Source organism: Psychromonas sp. SR45-3, from assembly GCF_014163575.1.
Lineage (GTDB): Bacteria > Pseudomonadota > Gammaproteobacteria > Enterobacterales > Psychromonadaceae > Psychromonas > Psychromonas arctica.
Genome location: NZ_JACJDP010000006.1, coordinates 96,074 through 111,963, shown reverse-complemented (window position 1 = coordinate 111,963; position 15,890 = coordinate 96,074). Strand labels below are relative to the sequence as shown.

Genomic DNA, 15,890 nt, shown 5'->3' with positions numbered 1-15,890 from the left:
ACACTCCCAAATTTAGCGAGTGGTATCAATTTATACTATTTTTGAGCGTTAATTATTCAACCTCTAGACTCGCATGTAGTGTCGCAGCCTGAATAAGGTGCGTTACCTTCTGTTCCCCAGAGAGCTGTTTAAATAACAATTCAGCTGCACTCTTCCCTGCTTGAAAATAACCAGGATCAATACTGAATGTATTCTCAAAAATAAACGGAAGCATATCTGAAGCCCCTATTCCGGAAACAATGACGTCACAACGCTGAAGCTCTTGTAATCGTTTTGCTACACCAATCGCTAAGGTATCACTAGCGCATACGATTGCTTGAGTATCGGCTGTTAACACCGCATCCGTCAAATCATAGGCACTATGATGACTTAGTTCACCGGTTTCAAAACGGCTAGTTAACTGATGTGCTTTGCAATAATCCAAGTAAGCATTAAGCCTCATCAAACCTGTTGTTTTATCTTCAGGGTTCACGCCAAGGTAGCTAATAACTTGCTTTCCTAACTGCTGAAGGTGCCCCATCGCTTGCTGGATCATGCCATAATTATCGTAATCGACCGATGAAATAACATCACTATTAACAGCAATGACAACCGCTTTTTGACCTAATAATTCTAATGACGCTAAATCATAATCACTAAAGCCAAATAGGATAATACCGTCAACATGGCGCTTCTGTAGAACAAGCAAGTGCTCATCTGTTTTGCTTGCACTAAGCTGTCCTTCCATGATTAAGGCATCGTAACCATTCGCATAAATAATTTCTAATAGACCACTTACGACCTGATTTTCAGAGACAGATGATAACCGAGAGACAATGATCCCAATCACCTTGCTGGTACCTCCGCCCATCATTTGTGCTGATTTAGAAGGAATAAACCCAGACTCTTGGATAACGCGCTGTACTTTTTCACGTGTACTTACTTTTACTTTAGGATCGTTAGTTAAAACACGTGACACCGTTGATTTTCCAACGCCCGCTAGTTTAGCAATATCCATGATAGTTAATTTTTTAACCATGACTGCTATTTTCCTTAATACAAAAAAGCCCTCTATATTTTACAATATAGAGGGCTTTTTAAAACAAATATTGTATTGACTAAATCAATTAGTTAAATGGATTAACTTGAATAATTGTTTCGTTACGATCTGGGCCAGTAGAAATAAGATCCATTGGCACGCCAGTAATGTCTTCTAAACGTTTGATGTAAGCTTTAGCATTCGCTGGTAATGCATCATAAGTTGTCACACCAAATGAAACTTCAGACCAACCAGGCATGGTTTCATAAATTGGAACAGCTTGCTCATAACCATCGGCACACATTGGTGGTACATCAACCACTTTGCCACCAGGCATAGTGTAACCAGTACAAATTTTGATTTCTTCTAAGCCATCTAAAACATCTAGCTTAGTTAAACAAAAACCAGTAATACTGTTTAATTGCACTGCACGTTTAATAGCAACGGCATCAAACCAACCTGTACGACGTAAACGTCCTGTGGTTGCACCAAACTCATGGCCAATTGTACCCATGTGGTGACCAGCAGGGTCTAACTTGTCAATCCCATCGTAAAGCTCTGTAGGGAAAGGACCTGAACCGACACGAGTGGTATAAGCCTTAACAATACCTAACACATAATCAAGATGCGTTGGGCCAAAACCACTACCAGTAGCAACACCACCTGCAGTCGTGTTTGAAGAAGTTACATACGGGTAAGTACCATGGTCAATATCAAGTAAAGTACCTTGAGCACCTTCAAATAAGATATTCTCACCACGTAAGCGAGCTTTATCTAATTCGTCTGTCACATCAATAACCATACTAATTAATAGCGGTGCTATTTCAGTCATTTCAGCTAATACATCTTCGTAGCTCACTGCCTCTACTTTATAGTAGTTAACTAATTGGAAGTTATGGTATTCAATGACTTCTTTTAATTTAACAGCGAATTTTTCCATGTCGAATAAGTCATCAACGCGTAAACCACGACGAGCAACCTTATCTTCATAAGCAGGACCGATACCACGACCAGTTGTACCAATTGCTTTATTGCCACGCGCTTTTTCACGTGCTACATCTAATGCCACATGGTAAGGAAGGATTAAAGGACAGCCTTCACTGATTGAAAGACGTTCTTTAGCAGGAATGCCTCTTTCGATAAGCATGTTCATTTCTTTGAACAATGCATCTGGTGCTAATACCACACCATTACCGATGACACATTTTACGTTTTCACGCAAAATGCCTGATGGAATCAGATGAAGTACTGTTTTCTCTCCATCGATTACTAGTGTATGACCCGCATTGTGTCCACCTTGATAGCGAACAACCCATTGCGCTTTGTCTGTAAGTAGATCTACTACTTTACCTTTACCTTCATCACCCCATTGAGTGCCAAGAATTACTACATTTTTTCCCATCAGAATCACATATCTCTAGCGAATTGAACGGGGATTTTAGCAAAGTTTAAACAGGTGAATCAATATCTTTGTTAGTTAATACGCATTTATATATTTAAAAATAAAAAAAGGCCGATAAATCGGCCTTTTTACAATGAGTTACTACTATCTCAATAAGTTTATTAAATCAAATATCTTAGTAAATTAATCACCTCAAAATTTATTTTTGAGAACCCATGTATTTAAAGAAATCTGAATCTGGACTTAATACCATCACGTCTTGTTTGTCTGCAAAGCTTTTTTGGTAAGCTTGCATACTACGCAGGAAGGCATAAAATTCAGGATCTTGAGAGAAAGCTTCAGAGTAAATCTTTGATGATTCAGCATCTCCTCTACCACGTATCTCCGCAGACTCTTTGTTAGCTTGAGCCAGCATAATTGATACTTTACGGTCGATGTTTGCGCGGATCACTTCAGACTTCTCTTGACCTTCTGAACGATGTTCTCTTGCAACAGCTTGACGCTCAGCACGCATACGTTTGTAAATACTATTACTCACACCGTCAGGTAAGTTGATTTTCTTGATCCTAACATCAACAACTTTAATACCTAACTCAGATGAACGCGCCATACGTTTCAGTGCTGTTTCCATCACTTCACCACGTTTACCCGATACAATATCTTTAATCGTATGCGAACCAATTTCGTTACGTAAACCATTATTAATTTTACGTTTTAGTAACGCTTCAGCTTGTAATTTATTACCCCCTGTTGCTAGGTAATAAACGGCTAAATCATCTATCTGCCACTTCACATAAGAATCGATAATTAAATCTTTTTTCTCTGAAGTTACAAAACGATCAGGTTGGTCATCAAGTGTTTGAATACGCGTATCCATGACACGGACAGCATCAATAAACGGCACTTTAAAATGTAAACCTGGGCCATATACAACCGGTTTATCTTCACTATCACGCTTCACTTTACTAAATTGTAAAACAATACCGTTTTGACCTTCAGTAACAACAAATGCACTGCTTACAAAAACCAAAAATAGAATGGCTGGCAGTATTAAGAATTTTTTCATGATTAGTCTCTCCCAGTAGTTCGAGTACCACGCGTAGCACGTTCGCTACTTGTTGCGCGTTCATCGAGATCTGCTTGTTCATCGGCACGAGAACGTGTTTCAATTTCGGTTTCAACTGGTAAACGAGATGAGCCGTTGTCAGGATTATTCATTAACTTATCAAGAGGTAAGAAAGTTAAATTGCCGCCAGCTTGGTTATCAATCAAAACTTTAGAGCTATTACTAAGCACTCTTTCCATCGTTTCAATATATAAACGTTGACGAGTAACATCAGGGTTAGCTTGGTATTCTGGTAATAGTTGATTGAATTTAGCTACCGCACCTTGCGCTTGTAAAATGATACCTTCTTCATATGAACGAGCTTGTTGTTCGATACGTTTCACTTGACCACGTGCAATCGGTTCTTTCTCACGCTCATAAGCTTCAGCTTCACGTACAAAACGCTCTTCATCTTCTTGTGCTGCAATTGCATCGTCAAAGGCATCTTTAACTTGTTCAGGCGGACGCGTTTGTTGTAAGTTGACATCAACAATCTGGATACCTAGATCATAAGGAGCGATGATTTTATCCAACATTTCCCATGTTTCTTGACGAACCACTTCACGACCCGTTGTTAATGCATCATCCATAGTTGAATGACCAATAACAAAACGTAGAGAGCTATCTAATGCTTGTAATAAACTATTGTCAGCATTAGTTACACTAAACAGATACTTTTCAGGTGCAACAATTCGGTACTGAATTTCCATGGAAACTTGTACGATGTTTTCATCTTCAGTTAACATGAAACCAGTTGTAGGCATGGTACGGAAAGCTTCAACGTTAATCGGAATAATTTGATCAACAAATTTTGGATTCCAATGTAAACCAGGATCAACTTGAGAATGGTAAGCACCAAAACGTAAGACGACACCTCGATCAGATTCCTTAACCGTATACCAACCGCTTGCAAACCAAACAATTGCTATAATGCTTAAGATAGCAATAGCGACAAATTTCCCGCCATTACCACTGCCACTAGGACCTTGCGTTGATTTATTACCAAACAAACCGCCTAAAACACCAGATATTTTTTGAAAAACAACATCTAGATCGGGAGGACCTTGTTCATTTTTTTTGCCGTTTTTGTTCCACGGGTCCTGATCTTTTTTATCATCTTTTCCCGGTTCATTCCAAGCCATGTTAGCTCCTGATTTACTCATAAATTGAATTAATAAAATCTGTTTAATTATGAAACATTTAAAAGAATTTACCAAACACTTAAACTGTTACTGCAATGTAACAATGTTCACACTAATAATAAAGAGTTTATGACATATTAGGTCCACTCTTCCTTATCTAATTCTGCAACAGTTTGGTAATTGCCATCCACCACAAACTCTTCGATATAACTACCTTCCTGTTTAATCAAACGTTGCCAGTCGGTATTATTAAGACGGATATTAATAACACTATTACCATTTTCTGCATATTCTTCATTCTCAATACACTCTAATTGATAAAACAGCGCGCGTAGTTTTCCGTGTGCAGGTGGTATAGATAACTGTAAAGAACGAATTTTCCCAGATAACAACATCGATAATGCATCGAATAACAGGTTAACGCCAATATCTTTTTGTGCAGATAACCAAACTCGAATAGGTTGGCCTGTTTCGTCGTAATCGATTCTTGGTTCAGCTTGTTCTAATGCATCGATTTTATTCATCACCATTAAGTGTGGCACTTCACCTGCATCAATTTCATTTAAAACATGTTCAACGGCATCAATATTCGCTAAATAGTTTTCATCTGAACAATCAACAACATGTAATAGTAACGTCGCTTCACGTGTTTCTTGCAAAGTGGCTTTAAAAGCGGCTACTAAATCATGTGGTAAGTGACGGATAAATCCTACTGTATCCGCTAAAATACAGGTCCCTACATCATCAACAGAGATCTTTCTCAATGTCGGATCTAAGGTAGCAAAAAGTTGGTCAGCAGCATACACTTTTGCGGCAGTAATTTGATTAAATAATGTAGATTTACCAGCATTGGTATAACCCACTAGTGAAACCGTTGGCACTTCATTACGTAAGCGAGAACGACGTCCCTGCTCGCGTTGTTTAGATACTTTTTCCAAACGTGATTTAATAGTAGTGATACGCGCGCTTAATAAACGTCGATCACTTTCCAGCTGTGTTTCACCTGGACCACGCATTCCGACACCACCTTTTTGTTTATCAAGGTGTGACCATCCTCGAATCAGCCGACTCGACATATAATGTAGCTGTGCAAGCTCAACCTGTAACTTACCTTCATAGGTTCTTGCGCGTTGTGCAAAGATATCAAGAATAAGTGCCGTTCTATCAAGCACTAAACATTCGCAAATCTTTTCCATATTACGTAATTGTGCTGGTGTTAAAGCATGATTAAAGATAACAATATCAGCTTCCATTGTGCGTACAGTATCTGCTATTTCCTGTGCTTTACCTGTACCAACAAAAAAACGTGCATGGGGTGACTTACGTGGGCCAGTTACGGTTGCAACTGAATTAACTCCGGCAGAACTGACCAGCAGTTTTAATTCATCAAGATCTTCTTTATTATTTTCATCTGAAAAAGAAACATGGACTAAAACAGCCTGTTCACCGGCTTCGTAACGTTCAAACAATTAACTCTCCAATAGATTAAGTAAGAATTATAAATAGATCTTCATCCTACCACAGCTATAAAATGATTAGATAAAAAAATGGCCTGCCTGCAGGCAAGCCATTGTCATCGATATTAATAAATTATTCTTCGTGCGCAATGGTAGGAACAGCGCGAGAAGGAACGACAGTTGAAATGGCATGCTTATAAACCATTTGACTCACTGTATTCTTTAATAGAATAACAAATTGATCAAAAGACTCTATTTGGCCTTGTAACTTAATACCGTTGACTAAATAAATAGCGACTGGGATACGCTCTTTACGCAGAGTATTCAAGAATGGATCTTGAAGAGATTGTCCTTTTGCCATGTATAGTCCTTATTATTCTTTTTATTATCACAGAACTGCAGTATAACGAAGGGATCAAAAAAAACCGACTGAAAACCTAAAATTTTGATCCGCACCTCTTTCTATCTCTTTGTTATTTCAATAACTAACGTTTTAATCATGCTTTTCTTATTTTAATAAAACCGACTTTATTTTTTCAAAGTTATTCTCATCAGCACTTTCTAACCAAGTTATATTTTGTTTCCAACCTCGCAACCAAGTCATTTGTCTTTTCGCTAATTGTCGTGTCGCCACTACACCACGAAAACGCATCTCTTCATAATCCAGTTTGCCTTCAATATATTCCCACATTTGACGATAACCAACACAACGCATTGAAGGTAAATCTAGATGCAAGTCTCCACGCTGATACAAGCGTTGTACTTCTTGCTCAAAACCTGCAGCTAACATTAAATCAAAACGTTTTTCAATACGCTGATGTAATACTGATTTTCCTGCAGGAGCAATGGCAAACTGCTTAATATCAAAAGGGATAGGATCGCTTTTAACCGCGGTTAGTTCGGTCATGCTTTTACCACTAATACGATAAACTTCAATCGCTCTTGCTAAGCGTTGTGGGTCATTAACATGGATCCGCTCAGCTGATACCGGGTCGATGTCACGTAATTCATCGTGCAATGCTTGCCAGCTAGTTTCTTTTACTTGCAGCTCGATTGCTGCTCGAATAGCACTATTAGCACTAGGTAATGGCGATAAACCTTCTACCAAAGCTTTGTAATACAACATGGTTCCACCAACCAACAAAGGCGTATTACCACGAGCAACAATTTCTCCCATTAAACGCAGTGCATCATCACGGAAGTTACCCGCCGAGTAACTGTCCTTTGGGTCGATAATATCAACCAATAAGTGCGGCGCTAATGCTTGTTCTTGTGCACTGGGTTTAGCCGTTCCAATATCCATGCCTTTATAGATTAATGCGGAGTCAACACTGATGATTTCACATTGGCATTGTTGCGCAAGTTTGATTGCTAAATCAGTTTTTCCAGATGCCGTTGGTCCCATTAAAAAAATAGCGGTCGGAAATGAAGCGGTGTTTATATTGGACATGCTATTGAATACCTTGTAATAACAGCGATAGATCGGGTTGCTTGAAACAGCGTTGTAAATGTGTTGCGGATAATGGTATTAACGACCTTAACAATGTTTCTATTTGCGTTAATGAAGGAGCGGTTGCCGTTTCATTAGCGACTAATAACGCCCCTAATTGTTGGCAAATTAATTCAACCTGTTGCTGATCACTGTCATTGATAGTGGATGCGTGACTTTGTTTTAAGAAATCAAACAAAGCAGGCAAAATAACTGCAATAGGTGAATGCCTAAAAGGTGCAGGCACCTGACTAACAATCAAAAATTGAGACTGAAATTTATAACTAAAACCAAGTCGATTTAACAAGGTTTCTACCTGTTGTGCTATTTGTTGCATTGCTTCATCTAATTTAAATCGCACGGGCAATAATAAAGGTTGAGAGATAATTTCACCATTTTGCCAAGCAGTAACTAAATGCTCGCTAACCATGACCTCATTGGCATCCTTTAATGACATTATCAATAAACCATTATTAGATAACGCCATCAACTCAGGTTGTAACGGCTGTAATAATAAATAATCTGCACCGATTGAAGACACTACATTGGCGACTTGCCCACCAGCACTTTTATTTGACGGCGAGTTATGTGTCGAAGGAGAAACAATATTTTGTTGGTAAGCTTCAGCAACAAAATCACAATAAGCTTCTACTTGTTGTTGATCGAGTCCTGGCCTCTGCACTGCAGGTGAATAATGATGATTAGCAGTGCCAGATGATGATCCTTGGTTGCCCTCCCCAACACGGTTATTGGTAACAGCATCTGAATAATGAGGGCGGCTATGGTCTTGATAATTGTTATGACTATTACCGCTATTACTTACACTATCTGCGTTGCTTGTCGCACCAGAGGTTTGAGTACCACAGATGTTAGTAGGTGCTTGATAGTCATGCCCAGCAGTTTGCGTACTTAAGTCAGTATGATGGCTTAATAACGAACTGTCATTTAGTGTACTGTTCAGGGTACTACTAATAAAATCATGCACCCAACGCGCTTGATGAAACCTAACCTCATGCTTAGCAGGGTGGACATTAACATCGACCTCTTTTACATCACACTCAATATAAATAATGTACCCAGGAAACATACCCGGCGGTAAAAAGTGAGCATAAACTTGCTTGATTGCATGGTTAACTAATTTATCGCGGATCATACGCCCATTAATATAACAATATTGCACGTCGGCTAAAGGTCTTGGCGATAAACGATCCGATACCCAACCTGAAATTTTTAATGCTTGATCTGCATGTTCAAAAAAAACAGCATGTTGAATAAATTGCTCACTGCATACCGCTGCAATACGTTTTTCTTGTTGGCTTTGTTGTGGAGCAGCACGATATTGTCTTACCACTTTATTATTGTGTTTCAAACTGATTGCAATATCAAAACGGCTAAGCGCAATACGTTTTATTAATTCATCAATATGTTGAAACTCTGTCTTTTCAGTTTTTAGAAAGCGGCGACGCGCAGGTGTATTAAAAAACAGATCTAACACTTCTACCGTCGTACCTTGAGGATGAGCTGCAGGCTGTACATTCACTTGCATATCTCGACCTTCCGCAATGGCTTGCCAAGCTTGCTCTTGATCTGCGGGTTTTGAAGTAAACGTTAAACGAGCCACCGAACTAACACTGGCTAATGCTTCACCTCTAAAACCTAAACTAACAATCGCTTCTAGGTCATCAAGGTGGCTTATTTTACTGGTGGCATGTCGACTTAAAGCAAGAGTAAGTTGGTCTTTACTAACCCCATTACCATTATCTTTAATACGAATACATTTAGCACCACCTTGCTCAATCTCTATTTCAATCCGGGTTGCTCCGGCATCTAAACTATTTTCGACTAACTCTTTAACGACTGAAGCGGGTCGCTCGACCACTTCTCCAGCAGCGATTTGGTTCGCTAAACGTGCAGGTAATATTTGAATAGACATGCTTTTACACTCGCAGTACTAGCTGATAGGGATAGTAAGCACTTGCCCAACGGCCAGTGAATTAGAACGTAGATTATTGGTTGATTTAATGGCAGTGGTTGTGGTGCCATAACGCTGGGCAATAACCGATAAAGATTCCCCACTGCGCACTTTGTGTTCTGTTTGTTGCACTTTTTGTGTTGGGATTCTTAATACTTGGCCAACAAATAAGGTACTTGAGCGTAACTTATTATACAGTTTCAGTTGCTCTGACGTTGTTCCATACTGATAGGCGATAACTGACAGCGATTCACCACTTTTCACCTTATGCGATTCAGGCAAAGAGGGGCTGACATAGTCCGCACTGGGTATGTTTAGTACCTGCCCGACTAATAGGCGAGAAGAACTTAAATTGTTATAGGCTTTAAATTGCTTTGAAGTGCGATCATATTTTTCAGCAATCACAGATAATGATTCACCACTACTGACCTTATGCTGAGTAGGCACTACAACTTTTTTAACGGCAACCGTCGTCGTCCCCGGGACGTTAATTTTTTGTCCCACACGTAAACTGCTAGACTTTAATTGATTATAATCTTTTAGTGTTTTTGTGCTCATGTCATATTGACTTGCAATCACCGATAACGAGTCACCACTTTTAACACGGTAAATAAGGTCCGGTCGTGGAGTAGCAATTTGTTGTTGATTACCTGGAATTTTTATTTTTTGACCAATCAGTAAAGACGTACTTTTAAGGTTGTTATATTGTTTTAGTTGCGCCGTTGTGGATGCATATTTTTGTGCGATCGCAGATAAAGACTCACCACGTTGCACTTTATGCGTTTGCGCTTTGATAACCTTATTTTCCTGTTGTGATTGTTTTGGTTCAGCGGCAGCTAATGCAGGTTTCTGTTGTTCAGAAAGTTTTAGCTTCTGGCCAACAAACAAGGTCGTCGTTTTTAAATCGTTATAATCTTTAATTTCAGCAATGCTTTTATTGTACTGGCTAGCAATCACAGATAACGACTCACCACGTTGTACTTTATGTACCTCGGGAGTTGTAACAATGGGTGCTTGTACACTTGGTGTTGCAGTAGTTGCGACTTCAATATAGACACCGGGTATCTTAATTTTTTGGCCAACTTGTAATGATGAACGCTGTAACTTGTTATAAGACTTTAACTGAGCAATGCTTTTATCATATTGACTAGCAATCACAGACAAGGACTCACCCCGTTTAACTTGATGAACTTGTTCTTTTTGCAGCAGCCGTTGAGTCACAGGTTTAGAGGTATTCACTGGCGTGGTTGATGCGATACTAGTTTGAACATCACCGGGAATATTAATCTTTTGTCCAATCGCTAAGATTGTCGAACGCAATTGATTGTATTCAGCTAATGTTTTTGTACTTTGTTGGTATTTAGCTGCAATCAAAGATAATGATTCACCACGTTTTACAACATGAGTTTGTGCTTTTCTTTTGACCGGCGCCGCGATCTGTTGGCTCGTTGGCTCATTTGCAGCAACTTGATAATTAGGTGGAATACTTAACACTTGACCAATTCGTAATGAATTCGATTTTAAATGATTAAATGATTTAAGTTCATTACTCGTTACACTATAGCGTCTTGCTAATACCGATAAAGACTCTCCACTTCTTACGGTATGTTTAATCGCACGTTTTTTCTGAGCGAATAGACTACCTTGAGGTGGTTTGTCGTTAAAATGCTTATAAATTCCTTTATAAACAGCACTCGCAATTTTATTTTGAAACTCAGCTTGGTTTAATAAGCGTTCTTCAGTGCGGTTAGTAATAAAACCTGCTTCTACTAAAATAGAAGGAATATCTGGCGACTTAAGCACCGCTAGGCTCGCATGCACAGGTTTTTTCTTATGCATTTGAGTGACTTTAGAAAGCTCCATCGTCACTAAATCACCGATCGTATAACCTACGCCCATGGTATTACCCATCGACATGTCCAATAACATTTTATTCAGAAATGGCACACTATCCGAATCTTGAATAATATCACCAGCCCCTCCTAATAATTCAGAGTGCGCTTCGTGTTTTTCCATCCAGCGACCTAATTCAGTGGTTGCTCTACGGTTTGATAATACCCATACGGAAGCCCCTCTAGGTTGGCTTGAAGTAAAACCATCGGCATGGATAGAAACGAGAAAGTCAGCTTTTCCTTTTCGTGCAATTTCAGAGCGTTTATTCAAATTAACAAAATAATCACCAGTCCTAATTAAAAAAGACTGCATTCCTTTTTGTGAATCAATTTTAGCTTTTAAACGTTTAGCAATTTGTAGAGTGACTTTTTTTTCGTAGGTATATTTACCTAATGCACCAGGATCATCTCCACCATGTCCCGCATCAACTGCAATAATAATATCGCGGCCATTTGGCACAGCAGCAATACTTTTTGGTACCTTGGTAACAATATTTGGCAGGTCGATGACTAAGCGGTGTCCATAGGGTTTTGCTGGTCGTAAACTAAAAACTTTCGCTTTACTGGCTCTTTTTAAATCAACAACTAAACGGAATGTGCCACTTTCACCACTCGCACTTTCACGAATATTTTTGATCAACACACCTTTATTGCTAATCTTTTTTAAGTTTGCTTTGTTATTGGTGGTTTTTAAGTCCACCACTAGGCGATCTGGATGTGTCAGATAATGGGTTTCATAATCGGGTTTTTGAGCAAGATCTAATACAATACGCGTATTATCAGGAGATGGCCAAGTTCGTACCCCTTTGAGCTTATTCTTTTGAGCAGCAGAGACATTAAAACTAATGCTTTGTAATATAAATACAAAGCACAGCAAACATAACACTGATGTTAATCGTGTTAATTTGATTGAAGACGATAAAGTCTTAACTGAACCGGGCTTTTTTTCCTGCGCTATCATAAATTTTTCAATACTCTTAATCCAATTTCAGTATTTGCTTGTAAAGTGACTTCACGTTGGTCATCGATATAAACCAATGTTAAATCTAAATCTGGAGGCGGCAAAAATCCAATACCACGCTCAGGCCATTCAACTAAACAATGACTTGAATCACCAAAATAATCACGAATACCCATAAACTCTAACTCTTCAGGGTCCGATAAACGGTATAAGTCAAAATGATAAACCTGCCAATCTGCCAATTCATAAGGCTCAACTAAAGTATATGTAGGGCTTTTAACGTTACCTTGATGACCTAAGCCTTGAATAAAACCACGCGTTAATGTTGTTTTACCCGCGCCTAAATCTCCGTGTAAATAAATACAGGTAGCGAGTTCACAGGCTTTACTTAAACGTTTACCAAACAAAACTGTTTGGTCTGCATCCTGTAGTTTTTCTTTTAATAAAGTAGACATTTCTTTTTACTGACTTCCAATATGGTTGATAGTTCTCATTATTAACGATCTCTGTAAAAAGAGTCACTTAATAAATAAATGGCATAAAGCTACCGTTTCTAATAGTACCAGAAAGCATATCCCGCATACCACCTCTAGCCACCACAAGCTAAAAAACATTATTATCATAGACTATTTAAAGTCAATTGGTGCTAAACAAAGCTAACCAACATGTCTATTTTTCACCGCATCTGCTTCAACGCATAGCCCTTAACTACATATTCTATAGCGATATGGCTAAGCCCTTTGAGAACAATCCGAGTAAGTTAATTTAAACTCGATAACTGGACTGGTATCCAAACATAGACACAGACAGACACAATTAAGGCTCACGCCATTAATCTTAATGTAATCTTACTGAACCAGATAAAAACATTATAAAACAATACTATAAAATAATACTCAGATGATTTCAAAGTAACCTAAGCGTGCTAACAAAATACTGACCAGAGTATGTTAAACTCTACTTTATACAGAATCTGAGCCCATCCCTTTCACCTTTTGATATAAAGCTAACAATGAAAAATACTCAACCAAGCGCCCCTTCATCACTTACAAATGCAATTTCATCTACTCCTTCAGATGACATTTCCACAGCTAAAAGTACCGACCTTTCTGAAACAGAGCTTAGGGCACTTGCTAAAAAAATTAAATCATGGGGCAAGGAGTTAGGTTTTCAAAAGGTAGGCATTAGTGATATTGACTTAAAAGATCAGGAAGCTAACTTACAAACTTGGTTAGATAACCAGTACCACGGCGAAATGGATTACATGGCAAAACATGGCATGATGCGTGCCCGTCCCGATCAATTATTACCTGGCACTTTACGCGTTATTTCAGTACGCATGGATTACTTACCTGAAGAGGCACAATTTGCCTCCAACTTAGAAGATAAAGATCTCGCTTATATCAGCCGTTACGCTTTAGGCAGAGATTACCATAAGGTGTTACGTAAAAAATTAAAACAGCTCGGAGATAAAATTCAAAGTGAATTTAGCGACTTAGGCTTTCGCCCTTTCGTTGATAGCGCACCAATATTAGAAAGACCATTAGCAGAAAAAGCGGGACTGGGTTGGACTGGTAAGCACTCACTATTACTTGATAAAGATGCAGGTTCATGGTTTTTTATTGGGGAACTATTAATTGATTTACCTTTACCCACAGACCAAGCACAAACAGCTGAATGCGGGCAATGTGTCGCCTGCATGACAATCTGCCCAACTCAAGCAATTGTAGCCCCTTACGTCGTTGATGGCAGACGTTGTATCTCTTATCTAACCATTGAATTATATGGTGCAATCCCAGTAGAGTTTCGTAAAGCGATAGGAAATCGTATTTATGGCTGCGATGACTGTCAGTTGATTTGTCCTTGGAATCGCTTTGCAGAAACAACCCAAGAATCGGACTATCAAGCAAAAGACTTTTTACAAAACCAATCACTAATAACCTTATTTAATTGGTCCGAGACTACTTTTTTAAAAAATACAGAAGGCTCGCCAATTCGAAGGATTGGGCACAAACGCTGGTTAAGAAATATCGCCGTTGCTTTAGGCAATGCGCCAAGCAGTATCGAAACCATTACCGCTTTACAAAATAAGCTTGAATTAAGTGATGATGAGATCGTTAATGAACATATCCAATGGGCACTAACCGAACAACAACAAAACATGCCAATCAGTATTGACCGTTTAAATAAACGTTTAATTAATGCGGTAAAAAAAGGGTTACCAAGAGATGCCTAACAATTATCAAAAGACGCGTAGTAATAAAGGTTTATTTAATGCATAAAAAAGGCCTTACAACTTACATTGCAAGGCCTTAGTATTCTCTTTAATAATTACTTTTTTAGCGCTTTAATAGCACTAAAGATTATCAGCTCACTCATTAACACTCTGCAGATCTTGTAACGGCCAGCGTGGTTTTGCTTTTATTTCCAAACCTTGCGTATGCCCAGCTTTTAAACGTTGCATTCCAGCATAGGCAATCATCGCACCATTATCAGTACAAAATTCACTACGAGGGTAGAACACTTCACCACCCAACTTTTTCATCGTAGCCGCAAGCTGCTCACGTAGAGCCGTGTTAGCACTTACTCCACCGGCAACCACCAAACGCTTCAAACCAGTCTGTTTTAAGGCTCGTTTACACTTTATCGCAATCGTATCAATCACAGCTTCTTGAAATGCATAAGCAATATCAGCTTGTGTCTGACCATCTTTTCCTTCACGCGCAATCGTTACCGCGGCAGACGTTTTTAAACCACTAAAGCTAAAGTCTAAGCCAGGTCTATCAGTCATTGGGCGCGGAAACTTAAAACGCCCCGCTACACCTTGCTCAGCCATTTTAGCTAAACGCGGTCCACCTGGGTAATCCAACCCTAACAATTTAGCTGTTTTATCAAATGCTTCACCCGCAGCATCATCAATACTTTCACCTAATAAGGTGTATTCACCAATAGCATCAACTTGCACTAATAAGGTATGACCACCTGATACGAGCAATGCGACAAAGGGAAAATCAGGTTTATGTTCTTCTAACATAGGCGCGAGTAAGTGACCTTCCATGTGATGCACTGCTATTGCAGGTTTACCCCATGCGTAGGCTAAGCTACGGCCAATACAAGAACCGACTAATAATGCGCCTACTAGCCCCGGACCCGCAGTATAAGCAATAGCATCGATATCATCTTTAGTACAATTAGCGAGTTTCAAAGCATCTTTGATCAGTGGAATTGTTTTACGAACATGGTCACGTGACGCTAACTCAGGAACAACACCACCATAATCAGCGTGTAATTTCACCTGACTATATAATTGGTGAGATAACAAACCTTGTTGATCGTCATAAACAGCAATACCTGTTTCATCACATGACGTTTCAATGCCTAAAATGCGCATAATAAACAACCTTATAGCTAAAACAATTAGCTCATTAATTAAGCTAATTAAATAAAATAGA

At 39.0% G+C, this 15,890-nt stretch carries 11 protein-coding genes and 1 pseudogene; 1 reads left to right on the top strand and 11 read right to left on the bottom strand.

From position 1 onward, the window contains the following. Positions 1-52 precede the first annotated feature (52 nt). The 10 genes and pseudogenes from treR to tsaE all read right to left on the bottom strand — a co-directional run bounded on the left by treR (position 53) and on the right by tsaE (position 12,893). Positions 53-1,018 (bottom strand): trehalose operon repressor TreR, encoded by a 966-nt coding sequence (treR, locus tag H5084_RS05515; RefSeq protein WP_182689807.1) that lies wholly within the window; start codon positions 1,016-1,018, stop codon positions 53-55. 88 nt (positions 1,019-1,106) lie between these two features. Continuing rightward, positions 1,107-2,420 carry an adenylosuccinate synthase gene (locus H5084_RS05510; protein WP_182689806.1) on the bottom strand — a complete coding sequence of 438 codons (1,314 nt, stop codon included), beginning with the start codon at positions 2,418-2,420 and terminating at the stop codon, positions 1,107-1,109. 199 nt (positions 2,421-2,619) lie between these two features. Then, positions 2,620-3,486 carry a protease modulator HflC gene (gene hflC / locus H5084_RS05505; protein ID WP_028869006.1) on the bottom strand — a complete coding sequence of 289 codons (867 nt, stop codon included), beginning with the start codon at positions 3,484-3,486 and terminating at the stop codon, positions 2,620-2,622. Positions 3,487-3,488: 2 nt separating this feature from the next. Next, complete coding sequence (gene hflK / locus H5084_RS05500) at positions 3,489-4,667, bottom strand: FtsH protease activity modulator HflK (protein WP_182689805.1); 1,179 nt, start codon at positions 4,665-4,667, stop codon at positions 3,489-3,491. Between the two features lie 137 nt (positions 4,668-4,804). Then, positions 4,805-6,136 carry a ribosome rescue GTPase HflX gene (gene hflX, locus H5084_RS05495; protein WP_051369157.1) on the bottom strand — a complete coding sequence of 444 codons (1,332 nt, stop codon included), beginning with the start codon at positions 6,134-6,136 and terminating at the stop codon, positions 4,805-4,807. 121 nt (positions 6,137-6,257) lie between these two features. Next, a complete protein-coding gene (hfq, locus tag H5084_RS05490; RefSeq protein ID WP_025565420.1) occupies positions 6,258-6,485 on the bottom strand; it encodes an RNA chaperone Hfq in 228 nt (75 codons plus the stop codon). 147 nt (positions 6,486-6,632) lie between these two features. Beyond that, positions 6,633-7,565, bottom strand: a complete 933-nt coding sequence (miaA, locus tag H5084_RS05485) for a tRNA (adenosine(37)-N6)-dimethylallyltransferase MiaA (protein ID WP_409077628.1) — start codon at positions 7,563-7,565, stop codon at positions 6,633-6,635. 10 nt (positions 7,566-7,575) lie between these two features. Beyond that, complete coding sequence (gene mutL, locus H5084_RS05480; RefSeq protein ID WP_182689803.1) at positions 7,576-9,546, bottom strand: DNA mismatch repair endonuclease MutL; 1,971 nt, start codon at positions 9,544-9,546, stop codon at positions 7,576-7,578. A 1,518-nt stretch (positions 9,547-11,064) separates the two neighbouring features. After that, positions 11,065-12,438, bottom strand: a pseudogene (locus tag H5084_RS20035) (N-acetylmuramoyl-L-alanine amidase); the annotation flags it as partial. Beyond that, complete coding sequence (tsaE, locus tag H5084_RS05470; protein ID WP_182689801.1) at positions 12,435-12,893, bottom strand: tRNA (adenosine(37)-N6)-threonylcarbamoyltransferase complex ATPase subunit type 1 TsaE; 459 nt, start codon at positions 12,891-12,893, stop codon at positions 12,435-12,437. The pseudogene H5084_RS20035 and the gene tsaE, both read right to left, overlap by 4 nt. A gap of 557 nt (positions 12,894-13,450) precedes the next feature. Here tsaE and queG point away from each other — a divergent pair. Then, entirely contained in the window at positions 13,451-14,674 is a 1,224-nt protein-coding gene (queG, locus tag H5084_RS05465) for a tRNA epoxyqueuosine(34) reductase QueG (protein WP_182689800.1), read from the top strand. 135 nt (positions 14,675-14,809) lie between these two features. Here the strand turns inward: queG and tsaD are convergent, their stop codons facing one another. Continuing rightward, entirely contained in the window at positions 14,810-15,829 is a 1,020-nt protein-coding gene (gene tsaD, locus H5084_RS05460) for a tRNA (adenosine(37)-N6)-threonylcarbamoyltransferase complex transferase subunit TsaD (protein ID WP_182689799.1), read from the bottom strand. Positions 15,830-15,890: the final 61 nt, after the last annotated feature.